Source organism: Halobacterium sp. KA-6 (assembly GCF_021029015.1).
Taxonomy (GTDB): Archaea; Halobacteriota; Halobacteria; order Halobacteriales; family Halobacteriaceae; genus Halobacterium.
In genome coordinates this window covers 756767-771133 of record NZ_JAJJZH010000001.1, presented here as the reverse complement: position 1 = coordinate 771133, position 14367 = coordinate 756767, and the positions used below count along the sequence as shown (strand labels likewise).

At 67.9% G+C, this 14367-nt stretch carries 19 protein-coding genes; 10 read left to right on the top strand and 9 right to left on the bottom strand.

The window, feature by feature from the left end:
- The first annotated feature begins 20 nt into the window (after positions 1–20).
- Together LPA46_RS04275 and LPA46_RS04270 are read left to right on the top strand one after the other, a co-directional pair.
- Entirely contained in the window at positions 21–458 is a 438-nt protein-coding gene (locus tag LPA46_RS04275; RefSeq protein ID WP_230891532.1) for a universal stress protein, read from the top strand.
- 48 nt (positions 459–506) lie between these two features.
- Positions 507–647: a DUF7550 family protein gene (locus tag LPA46_RS04270; RefSeq protein WP_230888361.1), complete on the top strand. Its 141-nt coding sequence runs from the start codon at positions 507–509 to the stop codon at positions 645–647.
- Here the strand turns inward: LPA46_RS04270 and purL are convergent.
- A complete protein-coding gene (purL, locus tag LPA46_RS04265) occupies positions 644–2758 on the bottom strand; it encodes a phosphoribosylformylglycinamidine synthase subunit PurL (RefSeq protein WP_230891531.1) in 2115 nt (704 codons plus the stop codon). The genes LPA46_RS04270 and purL overlap by 4 nt on opposite strands.
- A gap of 130 nt (positions 2759–2888) precedes the next feature.
- Here purL and LPA46_RS04260 point away from each other — a divergent pair, with 130 nt between their 5' ends.
- Both LPA46_RS04260 and LPA46_RS04255 read left to right on the top strand, forming a co-directional pair.
- On the top strand, positions 2889–3572 hold the full coding sequence (locus tag LPA46_RS04260) for a PHP domain-containing protein (protein WP_230891530.1): 684 nt from the start codon (positions 2889–2891) through the stop codon (positions 3570–3572).
- A 3-nt stretch (positions 3573–3575) separates the two neighbouring features.
- Entirely contained in the window at positions 3576–4640 is a 1065-nt protein-coding gene (locus LPA46_RS04255) for an asparagine synthase C-terminal domain-containing protein (RefSeq protein ID WP_230891529.1), read from the top strand.
- Here the strand turns inward: LPA46_RS04255 and LPA46_RS04250 are convergent, their stop codons facing one another.
- The gene (locus LPA46_RS04250; protein WP_230891528.1) at positions 4641–5111 is read right to left on the bottom strand and encodes an NUDIX hydrolase; all 471 of its coding nucleotides are present in this window, start codon (positions 5109–5111) and stop codon (positions 4641–4643) included.
- A gap of 46 nt (positions 5112–5157) precedes the next feature.
- Positions 5158–6147, bottom strand: a complete 990-nt coding sequence (locus LPA46_RS04245) for a transcription initiation factor IIB (protein ID WP_230891527.1) — start codon at positions 6145–6147, stop codon at positions 5158–5160.
- Positions 6148–6301: 154 nt separating this feature from the next.
- Here LPA46_RS04245 and gatC point away from each other — a divergent pair, with 154 nt between their 5' ends.
- Both gatC and gatA read left to right on the top strand, forming a co-directional pair.
- On the top strand, positions 6302–6577 hold the full coding sequence (gatC, locus tag LPA46_RS04240) for an Asp-tRNA(Asn)/Glu-tRNA(Gln) amidotransferase subunit GatC (protein ID WP_230891526.1): 276 nt from the start codon (positions 6302–6304) through the stop codon (positions 6575–6577).
- Positions 6577–7848, top strand: a complete 1272-nt coding sequence (gene gatA / locus LPA46_RS04235) for an Asp-tRNA(Asn)/Glu-tRNA(Gln) amidotransferase subunit GatA (RefSeq protein ID WP_230888369.1) — start codon at positions 6577–6579, stop codon at positions 7846–7848. Before gatC ends, gatA begins: the two co-directional genes overlap by 1 nt.
- A 156-nt stretch (positions 7849–8004) precedes the next feature.
- Here the strand turns inward: gatA and LPA46_RS04230 are convergent, their stop codons facing one another.
- The 4 genes from LPA46_RS04230 to LPA46_RS04215 all read right to left on the bottom strand — a co-directional run bounded on the left by LPA46_RS04230 (position 8005) and on the right by LPA46_RS04215 (position 9681).
- Positions 8005–8454, bottom strand: coding sequence for a hypothetical protein (locus LPA46_RS04230; RefSeq protein ID WP_230891525.1), 450 nt, complete (start codon positions 8452–8454; stop codon positions 8005–8007).
- 48 nt (positions 8455–8502) lie between these two features.
- Positions 8503–8808 (bottom strand): hypothetical protein, encoded by a 306-nt coding sequence (locus LPA46_RS04225; protein ID WP_230888371.1) that lies wholly within the window; start codon positions 8806–8808, stop codon positions 8503–8505.
- Between the two features lie 15 nt (positions 8809–8823).
- Positions 8824–9015 carry a hypothetical protein gene (locus LPA46_RS04220; protein ID WP_230888372.1) on the bottom strand — a complete coding sequence of 64 codons (192 nt, stop codon included), beginning with the start codon at positions 9013–9015 and terminating at the stop codon, positions 8824–8826.
- A gap of 210 nt (positions 9016–9225) precedes the next feature.
- The gene (locus tag LPA46_RS04215; protein ID WP_230891524.1) at positions 9226–9681 is read right to left on the bottom strand and encodes an acyl-CoA thioesterase; all 456 of its coding nucleotides are present in this window, start codon (positions 9679–9681) and stop codon (positions 9226–9228) included.
- Between the two features lie 117 nt (positions 9682–9798).
- Between LPA46_RS04215 and LPA46_RS04210 the strand changes: the two genes are divergently transcribed.
- From LPA46_RS04210 to purM, 3 genes are read left to right on the top strand one after another with little or no spacing between them, the layout of a single operon-like run.
- Positions 9799–11304 carry a TraB/GumN family protein gene (locus LPA46_RS04210; RefSeq protein ID WP_230888374.1) on the top strand — a complete coding sequence of 502 codons (1506 nt, stop codon included), beginning with the start codon at positions 9799–9801 and terminating at the stop codon, positions 11302–11304.
- Positions 11301–11891, top strand: coding sequence for a metalloprotease (locus LPA46_RS04205; RefSeq protein ID WP_230888375.1), 591 nt, complete (start codon positions 11301–11303; stop codon positions 11889–11891). The genes LPA46_RS04210 and LPA46_RS04205 overlap by 4 nt, the downstream gene beginning before the upstream one ends.
- A 53-nt stretch (positions 11892–11944) precedes the next feature.
- The gene (purM, locus tag LPA46_RS04200) at positions 11945–12931 is read left to right on the top strand and encodes a phosphoribosylformylglycinamidine cyclo-ligase (protein ID WP_230891523.1); all 987 of its coding nucleotides are present in this window, start codon (positions 11945–11947) and stop codon (positions 12929–12931) included.
- Here purM and LPA46_RS04195 read toward each other — a convergent pair.
- Positions 12928–13467, bottom strand: coding sequence for a CBS domain-containing protein (locus tag LPA46_RS04195; RefSeq protein WP_230891522.1), 540 nt, complete (start codon positions 13465–13467; stop codon positions 12928–12930). The genes purM and LPA46_RS04195 overlap by 4 nt on opposite strands.
- A 41-nt stretch (positions 13468–13508) precedes the next feature.
- Entirely contained in the window at positions 13509–13883 is a 375-nt protein-coding gene (locus tag LPA46_RS04190; RefSeq protein WP_230888378.1) for a DUF555 domain-containing protein, read from the bottom strand.
- A gap of 252 nt (positions 13884–14135) precedes the next feature.
- Between LPA46_RS04190 and LPA46_RS04185 the strand changes: the two genes are divergently transcribed.
- The gene (locus LPA46_RS04185; RefSeq protein ID WP_230888379.1) at positions 14136–14309 is read left to right on the top strand and encodes a hypothetical protein; all 174 of its coding nucleotides are present in this window, start codon (positions 14136–14138) and stop codon (positions 14307–14309) included.
- Positions 14310–14367 lie beyond the last annotated feature (58 nt).

Below are 14367 nucleotides of genomic sequence, written 5' to 3'. Positions count from 1 at the left end.
CCAGACGTGAGGGATACGCCATGACCTACGTCGTCGCGTTCGACGACTCACCGCTCTCGCAGGCCGCGCTCGGCCGCGCGGTCGCGTTCGCGAAGGCGACCAACGAGTCGGTCGTCGCTGTCGCCGCGATTCCGCGGGACTCCGCGGCGGCGCGCGAGCGCGGCTGGCTGAGCGGCGACGAGACGTTCAGCGTCGAACGGGTCGCAGAGAATCTCACCGACCACGTTACCGACGTCGATCCGGACGTCGAGTTCGACTATCGGGTCGTGGATAAGTACGCGCCCCGCGGTCGTGTGAGCCGCGAGGTCCGCGAACTCGCCGTCGAACACGATGCGACCGTGGTTTTCATCGGCAGCGACAACGCCGGCCGGATGGTCGGCGGCATCACCTCCATCGGCCAGAACGTCTCCGCGGACGACCGCTACGACGTCCACATCGTCCGCCACGTCGCCGACTGACCGCGCGGGTTCGGTACTGCCAAGTAGGCCCCCACCCAATCGCCGCGCATGTCAGACGACCACGCTCACGACGACTCGGGCCGCGTCACGTCACCGATGCAGGAGTACACCACGAGCCAGGTCGGCGTCGGCCTCCTCGTGTTGCTCGTCGGCGTCGCAGTGGCGTACCTCTTCCCGGCGTTCTTCTAGTCGAGTTCGCGTTCGAGGACGCGCCGCGCGTCCACGATTGCCTCAAAGTCATAGTCGACGGACTCGCCAGCCACAGCGAGGGATAGCACGCCGTCGCCAGTCGTCTCGCCGAGGTCGACGACGGGCGCGTCCACCGCGTCGCGGAGCGCGTCGGCGTCGGTCGTCTCCACGACCGCCCGTCCTGGTGCCTCCGAGAACAGCGCGCCGACGCTCGGAACGGCTACCTCGACGCCCGCGTCCTCGCCGACCATCTCGGCGAGCGTGACCGCGAGGCCGCCGTCGCTGACGTCGTGGACGGCGAGCGTCGCGTCGTGCGTCGCGGCCGCTCGGACAGCGTCGACGCTGCTGTCATCCACGTCGGGGAACGGCGCGCTGCCGTCGAACTGCGCGAGGTACTCGCTCCCGCCGAGCGTCTCGTCGTGCCCGCCGACGAGCATGAGGTCGCCCTCGCCCGCGGCCGCCATCCCGGGCGCGTCGTAGTCCTGCCGGACGCCGAGCATCGCGAGCGTCGGCGTCGGCGGCACGGGACCGGCATTCGAGTCGTTATAGAGGCTGACGTTCCCGCCGACGACCGGCGCGTCAACCGCACGGCAGCCGTCCGCGAGGCCGTCGACCGCCGCTGCGAACCCACCGTAGACGTCGGGCTTCTCGGGGTTCCCGCCGTTCAGGCAGTCCACCGCGGCCAGCGGCTCCGCGCCGACGGCCGCGAGGTTCGTCGCGTTCTCCACGGCCGTCGCGTACGCGCCGCGGTACGGCGAGGCGTCGGCCCAGTTCGGGTTCGTGCCCGCGGAGAACGCGAGTGCGGTCTCCTCGCCACCTGCTTCGGCCACTTCGTGGAGCGCCAACTCGGCGGCGTCGTCGCCGGGCCGCCGGAGCGTGCGGTTGCCGACCTCGTGGTCGTACTGGCGGTACACCCAGCGCTTGCTCGCCGTATTCGGACTCGACAACACCGCGTCGAACGCTTCCGTCAGGTCTGCGTCCGGCAGGTCCGTCTCGGGCTCGCTGGGTTCCTCGCGTTCGAGGTCGTTCATCGGCGCGCCGTCCGCGAGGAACTCCGCGGGGGCGTCGACGACTGTCTCGCCCTCGAACTCGCAGACGTAGTTCCCGTCGGTGACTTCCCCGATGACGGAGCAGCCGAGGTCGAAGCGCTCGGCGATTTCCCGCACGCGCTCAACGTCCGCCGGCCGGACCTCGTAGCACATGCGCTCCTGGGACTCGGCGAGCAGGATTTCGAGCGCGTTCATGTTCGGCTCGCGCTGGTGGACCTTCGCGAGGTCGATGCGCGCGCCGAGGCCGCCCAGCGCGACCAGTTCCGAGGACGCGCCGCCGAGCCCCGCTGCGCCGAGGTCGCGGGCGGCCTGCAGGAGGTCCTCGTCTACGAGCGCCTCGTTGGCTTCCACGAGGAGTTTCTCCGTGTACGGGTCGCCGACCTGCACCGCGGGCCGGTCCTCCGTCTCGGCGTCCTCCGCGAGGTCCTCGCTGGCGAAACTCGCGCCGCCGAGGCCGTCCCGGCCGGTCGCGTTCCCGACGAGCATGAGCTTGTTTCCGGGTTCTTTCGCGGCGGCGGTGACGAGGCGGTCCTCGGTGACGAGGCCGACGCACGCGACGTTCACGAGCGGGTTCCCCTCGTAGCCGTCGTGGAACTGCGTGCTGCCCGTGACCGTGGGGACGCCGATGGCGTTCCCGTAGTCGCTGATGCCCTCGACGACGCCGTCGAGGAGGTAGCGGGAGTGGTCGCGGTCGAAACCGCCGAAGTACAGGGCGTCCGCGAGCGCGATGGGGTACGCGCCCATCGAGAGCGTGTCGCGGACGATGCCGCCGACGCCTGTCGCCGCGCCGTCGTAGGGGTCGACGTAGGAGGGGTGGTTGTGGCTCTCGACGCCGAACGTCACCAACTGGTCCGTGCCGGGGACCGACACCACGGCGGCGTCGTCGCCCGGCCCGACGACGACGTCGTCGCTGTCGGTGGTGAACGCGGACAACAGCGGGCGCGAGGAGCGGTACGCGCAGTGCTCGCTCCAGAGGTTCTCGAACAGCGCGGCCTCCGCCCGCGTCGGGTCCCGTCCCAGTTCCGCTTCGACGAGGCGTCGGTCCGATTCGGCGAGTGGCATTCACCTTCGTGGTCCTTCCGCGAGCGTTTAGTCGTTTCCATGTGCACGGACGTGAACAGTCCTGTCGATCTCTCCCGCTCGACGTTTCCACACCGGGGCGCTTTTGCCCACCCCTACGTAACCTCCACGCGTGCTTTCCGTCGAACTCCATACGCACTCCGAGCTCTCCTACGACGGCCGCGACCCCGTCGAGATGCTCTTAGAGCAGGCGCAGGCGGTGGGGCTCGACGCGCTCGCTGTCACCGACCACGACGAAATCGAGGCGAGCCTGCGGGCCGCCGACCTCGCCGAGGAGTACGGTCTCGTCGGCATCCCCGGGATGGAGGTGACCAGCGCCGACGGCCACGTACTCGCCATCGGCGTCGAAGAAGCGGTGCCGTCGGGCGAGCCGTTCGTGGACACGCTCGACGCGATTCGCAACCGCGGCGGCATCGCTATCGTCCCCCACCCGTTCCAGTCCTCGCGCAGCGGCGTCGCGCCGAACATCTCGACGGCGACGTTGGCGTCCGCGGACGCCATCGAGGTGTACAACTCGCGGCTGCTCACGGGCCGCGCGAACCGGAAGGCCGAGCGGTTCGCGCGCGCTCACAACCTCCCGATGACCGCGGGCAGCGACGCCCACATCGCGGAGATGGTCGGGCAGGCAGTGACGCGCGTCGGCGCCGACGAACGCTCGCTGGACAGCATCCTCGACGCCATCCGGGACGGCCGGACGAGCGTCGAGGGCAAACGCACGCCGTGGCACATCAGCTTCCGGCAGGCGGCGGGCGGCGCGAAGCGCCGCGTGAAGAACCGCATCGCGGAGTTCTTCTAAGGGATGGACGACGCCCTCGCGGCGACCGTCCGTGAATCGCTCGCGAGTGGCGTCCCGCTCCCCGGTACGTACGGTTTCGCCGGCCAACTTCCGGACGGCCGGCTCGTCCGGGACGTGCTCGGACGCAACCTCTGTTACTACGACGGCGACGCATGGAGCCGCGACCCCAGCGACCTCGACGACCCGACGCTGCTACCCGCCGGCCACGTCCGCGAGGACGGCGAGACGCGGCGCGCGTGGCGACTGCCGGACCCACCAGTCAGTCGCGACAACCCGGTCGGGAGCGTCCGCGACGCGCTGGACGGCGCGCTCGACGTGCCGAGCGACGACCTCGCAGTCGCGTTCTCGGGCGGCGTGGACTCCGCGCTCGTCGCCGCCGACCTCGACGCGCCGCTGTACGTCGTCGGCTACGAGGGCTGTGCGGACATCGAAGCAGCCCGCGAGTCCGCGGCCGCGATGGGGCGCAGCGACGACCTCCGCGTGCACGAGGTGAGCATAGAGGATATCGAGGCCGCGATTCCGGAGACGGCGCGCGCCATCGGTCGTACGAGCGCGATGGCCGTCCAGATTGCGCTTCCCCTCTACCTCGTCGCCGAGCGCATCGCTGGCGACGGTTTCTCGCGACTCGCGCTCGGACAGGGCGCGGACGAACTGTTCGGCGGCTACGCGAAGGTCGCAGCCGCGCCCGACGACCCGCGGACGGACGCTGACACGATTCGCGGCGCACACCGCGAAGTTCTGGAGACGCTCCCCGAGCAACTGGCGCGCGACGTGCGCGCCGTTCGCGCGGCAGACGTCGAACCGGTGACGCCGCTGCTCCACGACGACGTGGTGCGCGCGGCGCTCGAACTCCCCGAGGAGTGGCTGGTGTCGGGGGACGTCCGGAAGCGCGCGCTTCGGGAGGCGGCGCGCGAGCGGCTTCCAGATGTGGTCTGTGACCGCGAGAAGAAGGCGGTCCAGTACGGCAGCCTCGTCGCCCGCGAGGTTGACCGCCTCGCGCGGCAGGCGGGGTTCAAACGCCGGATGGACGACCACGTCACGAAGTACATCCGGAACCGGCTAGGCTGACTACGCGTCGCTGGCGGCGTCGATGGCCTCCAGCGAGATTTGGACGGTATCGCCGTCGAGGTGGCTCTCGCGGAGGTCGTCGGGGTCGTACCACGTCCACGCGTCGACGCCCGCTTCGCCGTCCGCGGGGTCGATGTCCCGCGAGGGAACGGTCGCGAAGTAGACGTGGTCGATGTGCTGGTGGCCGACCGTGCCATCCTCGTGGACGTTGATGTCGTAGCACAGCTGGTAGCGCGGCGACGGCAGCGCGAAGCCGTCGGGCGCGGGTACGTCCGGAGCCTCGCCGAGCAGCGTCGGCTCCAGCCCGGTCTCCTCCTCGACTTCGCGTTTGCCCGCTTCGTGCGGGAGTTCGTCGCGGTCCACGTGGCCGCCCGGCGGAATCGTGAGGCCGAGGCGGTCGTGTTCGTGGAGCGCAGTGGCGCCGTCGTTGACGACGTAGACGGTGGCGGTGAAGTGACGCGTCGTCTCCATAGCGGAGGTTCGCGACGCGGCAGATAGGGGTTACGCTCCGGGGGCGTCAGGCTTCGACGTTCGCCTCGCCGCCGGCCTCCAGAATCTCGTGGTAGCGGTTGCGGATGGTGACCTCGCTGACGTTCGCGACGTCGCTGACCTGGCTCTGCGTGATGCGCTCGTCCACGAGGAGGCTGGCGGCGTAGACGGCCGCAGCCGCGAGCCCTACGGGGGACTTCCCGGAGTAGAGCCCTTCCTTTTCGGCGCTTTCCAAGAGGTCGCGGGCGCGGCGCTCGACCGCGTCGGAGAGCCCGAGTTCCGAGCAGAACCGCGGGACGTAGCTGGCAGGGTCCGTCGGCGCGACTTCGAGGCCGAGTTCGCGGGCGACGTAGCGGTACGTGCGCGCGATTTCGTCGCGTTCGACGCGGCTGACGTTCGCCACTTCGTCCAGACTGCGTGGTGCGCCCGCCTGCCGTGCGGCGGCGTATAGCGCGCTCGTGGCGACGCCCTCGATGCTGCGTCCCGGCAGGAGGTCATCGTTGAGCGCGCGGCGATAGATGACCGACGCCGTCTCGCGGACGTTCTTCGGGAGGCCGAGCGCGGACGCCATCCGCTCGATTTCGCCCAGGGCTTGCTTCAGGTTGCGTTCCTTGGAGGTGCGCGTGCGGAAGCGCTCGTTCCACTTGCGGAGGCGCTGCATCTTCTGGCGCTGCCGGCTGGAGAGGCTGTTCCCGTAGGCGTCCTTGTCTTGCCAACCGATGTTCGTCGACAGCCCCTTGTCGTGCATCAGATTCGTGGTCGGGGCGCCGACGCGGGACTTCTGGTCGCTCTCCTCGCTGCCGAACGCGCGCCACTCCGGCCCGCGGTCGATGGTCTCCTCCTCGACGACGAGCCCGCAGTCCGCACAGACGGTCTCCCCGCGCTCCTCGTCGATGACGAGGCGGCCGCCACACTCGGGGCAGTGGAGGTCGGCGTCGACCTCCTCGGTGGACTCCTCGCTCTCGCTCTCGCTCTCGGCTTCCTCGCGCTTCTCGCGGGTTCGCGTGGTGTCACTCATGGGGGCTGTGGCGGGTTCTGTGGTCGCGAAAACGTCTAATACGTGTAACAGAGTGGGGGCGGCCGCACAAAAGGACTGTGGCAGAAATCCACACACAGAACGGGTGCCGTGGGGCATCGAAACGCTTACCGACGGCACGCGCAATTCCGGAGACATGAGCGATTCTGTGGACGCCGACGAGGTCGAGCACGTCGCGGACCTCGCGCGCGTTGACCTCGACAACGAGGAGCGCGCGCGGTTCGCCGACCAGTTCGGCGACATCCTCGAACACTTCGAAGCACTCGAGGAGGTGCCCGAAGTCGAGGCCGAACCCGACCTCGTGAACGTGATGCGTAGCGACGAGGTCGAACAGAGCCTGAGCCAGGAGGAGGCGCTGCGGAACGCCGAAGACAGCGAGGACGGCCGCTTCAAGGGCCCGAAGGTGTCGTAATGAGTCTGAACGCGTACATCACCGAAGACGAAATCGAGGGCAGCGAGGACGGCCCGCTCGCCGGGAAGACCGTCGCCGTCAAGGACAATATCTCCACGGCGGGCGTCCGCACGACCTGCGGGTCGAAGATGCTCGAAGAGTACGTGCCGCCATACGACGCCACCGTTGTCGAGCGTCTCAAAGAGGCGGGCGCGACCATCCCCGGGAAGACGAACATGGACGAGTTCGGGATGGGGACGACCACGGAGACGTCGTACTTCGGTGCGACGAAGAACCCGGTCGACGAGGACTACGTGCCCGGCGGCTCCTCGGGCGGCAGCGCGGCGGCGGTCGCGGCGGGCGACGCCGACCTCGCGCTCGGCACGGACACCGGCGGCTCGATTCGATGCCCGGCAGCGTTCTGTGGCGTCGTCGGCATCAAGCCGACGTACGGCCTCGTCTCCCGGTACGGGCTGGTTGCGTACGCGAACAGCCTCGAACAGATCGGCCCCATCGCGCCAACCGTTGAGGACGCCGCTGCGCTGCTGGACGTCGTCGCGGGCCCAGACGAGAACGACGGCACCACCCGAGAGGAGGGCGCGGACACGGACTTCGCGAACGCTGCCGACGGCGACGTCGACGGCCTCACCATCGGCGTCCCCACGGAACTCGTGGAAGGTGCCGAGGATGCGGTCGTGGAGACGTTCGACGCGACAATCGATGACCTCCGCGAACAGGGCGCGACCATCGAGGAAGTCAGTCTCCCCTCGGCGGAGTACGCGGTCGCGGCGTACTACGTCATCGCCATGTCGGAGGCCTCCTCGAACCTCGCGCGCTTCGACGGCGTGCGCTACGGCAACTCCGGTGGCTACGAGGGCAACTGGAACGAGTCCTTCTCGGACGCGCGCTCGGAGGGGTTCGGCGACGAGGTCAAGCGCCGCATCCTCCTCGGGACGTACGCGCTCTCCGCCGGCTACCACGACAAGTACTACAAGCAGGCCCAGGAGGCCCGCGCGTGGGTGAAACAGGACTTCGACGAGGCGTTCGAAGATGTCGACGTGCTCGCGTCCCCGACGATGCCGATTCTCCCGCCCGAACTGGGTGAGAGCCTCGACGACCCGCTGAAGATGTATCTCGCGGACGCGAACACGACGCCCGTAAACCTCGCGAACCTCCCCGCCATCTCGGTGCCAGCGGGCGAAGCCGACGGTCTCCCGATCGGCCTCCAGCTCGTCGGCCCGGCGTTCGGCGAGGAGACGATTATCAACGCTGCCGCGGCGGTCGAGAACTGAAACACAAAGCGGGTAGTAGTTAGCGTAAGTCGCGACGCGAGTGCGTGTAGCGCGCGAGCGGCGGGGCGAGAACGACTGCAGGGAGGACGAAGCGCTTTTTCCGCGAGTTTTTGCAAGCCGAGCGGCCGCAGGCCGCGAGCACAGCAAAAAGTGCGTTTAGAAGTCCGGCAGGTCGTCGGGCGCGTCGTACTCGGCCTCCCAGTCGACGTACTCCGCTTTGAGCAGACGGGAGGCTTCCGCGCCAAGTTCCGCCAGCGACGCGTTGATAGCTGAGACGGTCTCCCAGGAGTTCAACTTGGGGTGAATGTTGCGCTCGCGCCAGTTCTCCGGGAGCCCGGGCGCGTGATACCCCACGCGGTCCGCGAAGTCGTCCCAGAAGAAGTCGAAGCGGTCGAACATCCCGAGGTCGACGGCGATGTCGAACGCGTCGCGGGTCAACTCCGTCTCCGCCGCCCACGTCTCGAAGGCTTCCTCCCACGCGCCGGCCTCCAGAAACTCCTGGAGGTCGTCGCGGTGGTAGTCGGTGCCCTGGACGGTGACGTCGTCGTACTCGTCGGGGTCGCCCTCCAACTCCGGCGGGTCGGGCGCAGGCGCGTCGAGAGCCATAGCCGGAGGTAAGCAGTCGGCGGGGAAAAGCCTGCGCGTCGCCGACCGTTACGCGCCCAACCAGTCGTTCGTCGAGACGTCGTGGCCGCTCTTCCGGCAGATTTGCGCGCCGTGGTTGCGGACTTCGCGGGCGGAGGGGAACGTCTCGCGCTCCTGTATCTGGTCCTGAATCCACTCCGCGAGTTCGCGGGCCTGTGCTCGCCCGGCGATGCGTTCGACCTCGTTCAGTCCCTTCTTGTAGGCCTCGCGCTGGGAGCCAGCCTTCTCCTTGGCTTGCTCGCGGTCCGCGACATCAAGGACCTCCACCGCGGTCTCGTCGATCTTCCGCAGGAGGTTCTTCGCGTGTTCAGTCATTTCTCGCCTCCACAGTCACTCCTCCTCGCGGTCGCGTTTGCGGAGTTTCGCCACGCGATCTTCGAGTCGATCCAACGTCTCGCGGACCTCCTCGGTTGCCTTCCCGCTGGCTTGCTTGGTCTCCTCGACGGCCTCGTCGAGTTCCTCACGCACGCGGTCGACTGCCTTCTCGACCCCCTCGAATCGGTCTTGTTTGCCGTCTGTCATCGTTGCAGGTGAAAGGACGCCGACAGCGCGGATAAGCTTGTGGGCCACCTTATTTTAGTATCGGTATATAATGAAATCAATGTAATACTACACCATCCTATATGGTCGGGTTCAACGTCAGACTGGCGGATCAATATCGCCGGCTGAGGCCCGAACGATATCACAGAAATACGACCGTGGGGAAACTCAGCCCGGCGACTCAACGACTGACTACTGCTGTTCGGCGTGGGCCTTAAGCGCGTCCTGCCGGAGTGCTTCCTCCGCTTCCGTGTCGCAGGCCAGCCGTGGTACTTCCGTGGGTTTGCCGTCGTCGTCAAGCGCAACGAACGTGAAAAACGACGTCGTGGTCTTGCGCTCCGTGCCCTCCACGGGGTCCTCGGCACGGACTTCGACTTTCACCTCAATACTGGACTGGCCGACGTCGAAGACGAACGCCTCCACAACCGCGACTTCGCCCATCTCAATGGCCGCGATGAAGTCGACGTGGTCCATAGAGGCGGTGACGCACTGCCGGCCGGAGAACCGCATCGACGCGATGGCTGCGCAAATGTCCATCCAGTGGAGGACTGCGCCACCGAGCGCGCGGCCGAGGTTGTTCGTGTCGTTGGGCAACAGCAGTTCCGTCATCTCGGTGTAGGAATCCATCAGGCGTGCTGTCTCGGTCATGCCTCGTGGTTCCAGGCCAAGCGGCTTGAAGGCTTCCGAGTGGGAACGAACCCCGGATAGCGGCCGGTACGTCGCCCATCCGACAAGCGTAAGGCCGCCACAACTAACGTGGACGTAATGAGCGAGGAATCCGCGGCGACTCGCGAGGGCTCCGTTCGGGTCGTCGGGACCGCCCACGTCTCCGCGGACAGCGTCGAAGAAGTCGAGCGAGTCGTCGAGGAGGAGAACCCGGACACGGTCGCCGTCGAGTTGGACGAGGGTCGTTACCGGCAGATGCAGGGCGACGCGCCCGAGGATCTCGATGCCAGCGACCTCCTGAAAGGGAGCATGGCGTTCCAGTTCCTGGCGTACTGGCTGTTGTCGTACGTCCAGAAGCGCCTCGGCGACAAGTTCGGCATCGAGCCAGGCGCGGACATGAAGGCGGGCATCGACGCCGCCGAACGTATCGGCGCAGACGTCGCGCTCGTCGACCGCGACATCCAGGTGACGATTCAGCGCTTCTGGGCGCGCATGACCGGCGTCGAGAAACTCAGACTCGTCGGCGAGCTCGCGTTGGGCGTCACCGACAGCCGGACGCTCGGGCTGGGCTTCGGCGCGTTCGTCGGCTTCGTCGTCGGCGTCGCCGCGGAATTCGTCGCCGGCCCATTCCTGCTGCCGCCGCCACCCGCGACAATTGGCGTCGTAGAGACGGCGCTGGTCGTGCTGTCGGGGCTAGCGGAGGCTGTGCTGTTCGCGGGCGTCGGCGCGCTCGTCTTCGGCGCGGTGTTCGTCGTGCTGTTCGCGCGCGCCGAACCCGAGGATGTCGAGGAGTTCTCGATGGACGACTTGACGGACGCGGACGTGGTGTCGGCGATGATGGAGGAATTCCGGCGGTTCAGCCCCGCTGGGGCACAGGCGCTCATCGACGAGCGCGACGCCTACATCGCGCACAACCTCGTCGCGCTGCGCGCACAGGGCAAACACGTCGTCGCGGTGCTGGGCGCGGGCCACCGCGAGGGCGTCGAACACTACCTCGACCACCCCGAGGACCTGCCGCCGATGGAGTCGCTGACCGGCACGCAGAGCAAGCGATTCTCGGTCGCGCGGGTGTTCGGCCTGCTGATTACGGTCGGCTTCCTCGCCTTCTTCGCGCTGCTGGTGATGGCGGGCGTGGACAACACGGTGCTCCTGCAGGTGTTCGGCGCGTGGTTTCTGTTCAACGGGATAATCTCGATGGGCGCCGCGAAACTCGCGGGCGCACACTGGACGAGCGCGGGCGTCGGCGGCGCGGTGGCGTGGCTGACGAGCGTCAACCCGCTGCTTGCGCCGGGCTGGTTCACGGGCTACGTCGAGTTGCGCTACCTCTCCGTGCGCGTCGCCGACATCGGCACGCTGAACGAGCTCATGGACGACCAGGAGACGCCGATTCGGGACCTGCTCGGGCAGATGATAGACGTGCCGCTGTTCCGGCTTATCGCGGTTGTGGCGATGACGAACGTCGGGAGCATCGTCGCGAGTGTGCTGTTCCCGTTCGTCGTGTTGCCGCTCATCGGCGGTCCCTTCGACAGCGTCGGCGCGGTCACCGACGCGATGGTGCGCGGCGCGCAGAACAGCGCCGACGCCATCTGGGGGCTGGTACGGTGAACTTCAGCAGCCGCGAAGTCCGGGACCTGCTCGTCGCGTGGCTGGCGCTCGGGCTGGCGTTCAGCCTGCTGTACGTCCCCGTCTCCGTGACGACGATTACCGACGTGCTGGCGAGCGCGGCGTTCCTCGAGGAGTTCGCGCTGAGCCTCGCTACCGTGGGCGTCGCGTTCCTCCTGCACGAACTCGCGCACAAGGTCGTCGCGGTGCGCTTCGGCCAGCACGCGGAATTCCGCGCGGACTTCGGGATGCTCGCGCTCGCCGTCGCGGGCGGTCTCGCTGGGTTCCTGTTCGCAGCACCGGGCGCGGTCCACCACCGCGGCCGCATCACACCCCGCGAACACGGCCTCATCGCACTGGCCGGCCCACTGACGAACGTCGCGCTCGCCATCCTCTCGCTGGGCGTGTTCGTCATCGCGCCCGACATCGGGTGGCGCGGCCTGTTCATCAACGTGCTGCTGGCGGGGTTCAACATGATTCCGTTCGGCCCACTGGACGGCGCGACCGTCCTGCAGTGGAACAAGGCGGTGTACGCGGCCGCCGCCGTGATTACCATCGGGCCGGCGCTGGTATTGTTCCTCGGAATATAGTCGTCCACGCATATACCGGCACGCTTTTCGCCCCGACATGCGCACGCTCGTGTATGAACGACGGGAGCGACGACGAACTCACGTACGCCGAGGCGGGCGTGGACATCGAGGACAGCGAGGCGGCGACCGCGGCGCTGGTTGGCGCCGTCTCCGAGGTCGGGGACACCAACGAGTACGCGGGGCTGGTGGACCTCGGCGACCAGTACCTCGCGCTCGCGACCGACGGCGTCGGCACGAAACTACTCGTAGCGGTCGCGATGGAGGACTACTCCACAGTGGGCATCGACTGCATCGCGATGAACGTCAACGACCTCGTCGCGGCGGGCGTCGAGCCCGCGGCGTTCGTGGACTACCTCGCGGTGGACGTGCCCGACGAGACGCGCGCTGCGGAGTTGGGAGAAGGACTGGCGGCGGGAGCCGAGGAAGCCGGCGTCGCGCTCGTCGGCGGCGAGACGGCGGTGATGCCGGAGGTTGTGAACGACTTCGACCTCGCGGGCACGGTCGCGGGCATCGCGACCGACGATGACCTGCTCGCCGGCGAGGCGGAGGCGGGCGACGTGCTCGTCGGGTTCGCGTCGTCGGGCATCCACTCGAACGGTCTCACGCTGGCACGGGAGGCCGCGGACCGGGCGGGCGGCTTCGACGAGCCGTTCTCCGGCGACGGCTACGAGACGGTGGGCGAGGCGCTGCTGGAGCCGACCCGTCTCTACACGTACTTGCTCGATGCGCTGCACGAATACGACGTGCACGCTGCAGCCCACGTCACGGGCGGCGGCTGGACGAACCTCGAACGTATGGGCGCGTTCCGCTACGAGGTCACGGACCCGCTGCCCGCGCAGGACGTCTTCGACTTCGTGCAGGACGCCGGTAACGTCAGCGACGAGGAGATGCACCGCACGTTCAACATGGGCACTGGGTTCGTCGTCGCCGTCGCACCGGCGGACGCCGACGCGCTCGTGGCTGCGACTGACGGCGAGAAAATCGGCGAGGTCGCCGAGAGCGACGACTCCAGCGTCGAGATTCGTGGGCTGTCGCTCTAGCTGATGCGCGCGGCGACGTCGGCCTGCGTGATGATGCCGACGGTCTCGCCGTCCTTCGTGACCATCACGGCCTTGTAGTGGTCCAGCAAACTCGAAATCTCGTCGAGCGTGGCGTCCTCGGAGACGGTCGGGAAGCTCTCGCTCATCACGTCCCGGACGGGGTGGTCGCCGACGTCCTCGCCGGCGTGGACGACGTCGCTGTCGCTGATGGAGCCCACGGGAACGCCGTTCGTGATGACCGGGAGCTGGGAGTAGCCAGCGTCCTGCATCTTCTGGACGGCGTGGCTGACGGCGTCGTCGGGCGCGACGCTGATGACGTCCTCGTGCATGAGTGTTTCCGCGCGGACGACGTCACCTTCGGCTTCGTCCAGCGCTTCGACGATGCGGCGTAGCGTCGACAGGCGGGGGTCGACGTCACCGCCCTCGATGCGGGCGATGAGTGGCTGTGAGACGCCCGCGCGCTCGGCGAGTTCACTCTGCGTGAGCTCCAGAGAGGTGCGCCGTTCGCGCAGGTCCTTCGGCGTCGGCAAACGCATGCATGCGAATAACCGACAGTTATTGATAAAGGTTCGGGAGGTTACTCGTCGTCGCGCTCGGCTTCGGCCTCGCCGCCCTCCTCGACGACCTCGATGACTTCGAGGGGGACGTCGCGGAGCGCGCCGCCGACTTCGCTCTTCGCGATGCGCTCGGCGTGTTCGACGCTGTCCGCGTTGAAGACGGTGAGTTCGAGGACGAGCCCGACGAGCGCGGTTTTCGCCGCGAGGAACGCGGCGTCCAGCGGTTCGCCACACGCGGGACACGTGGTGACGCCAGCCTCGACTTCGACGTAGTCGAGGTCCTGGTCGTTCAGTCGTTTGCCGGCTTCGCTCACGGCGACGCCGATGGCGTCGTCGGAGTTCTCGACGTCACGGACCAGCCAGGCAGCTTCCATCGCAACGACGTAGTTGCTCATATTCGTTCAACGGGGCGCGGAATGTCGTGCTTTGTGGTTTGGCCGTCCCGGGCGGACGTGACGGGAAACGTCTGCATAACTTATGGCGTGGTGTCGCGGTGGCAACGGCGCGGTTACGACTCGCACCCGCTGCGGTAGGGCTGCGGCCCGACCGAACGGCCCGAGTGGATAATCGCAGTACAGCGTCGGGTCGTCCCTATGCACCTGTCCGGAAAGTATTTATACGGATACGCCTTGGCGGTGACCATCCCGATGCTCGACCGCACCACCCGACTCGCGCTGTTCACGCTGTACCAGTCCGCCCTCGCTCTGGGCATCGCGTTGCTGCCCGTCGCGCTGCTCGCTCGCCGCGCCGGCGTCACGCTCCCGGTCCGCCGCCTCGTCGAGCGCACCGAGCAAGCGTACAAGGCCCGCGCTGCGAACTGAACATCCGGCGGAGACGGCCGCTATCGCCTGATTCTCCCGCGTCGCGAATCCCCGGAAA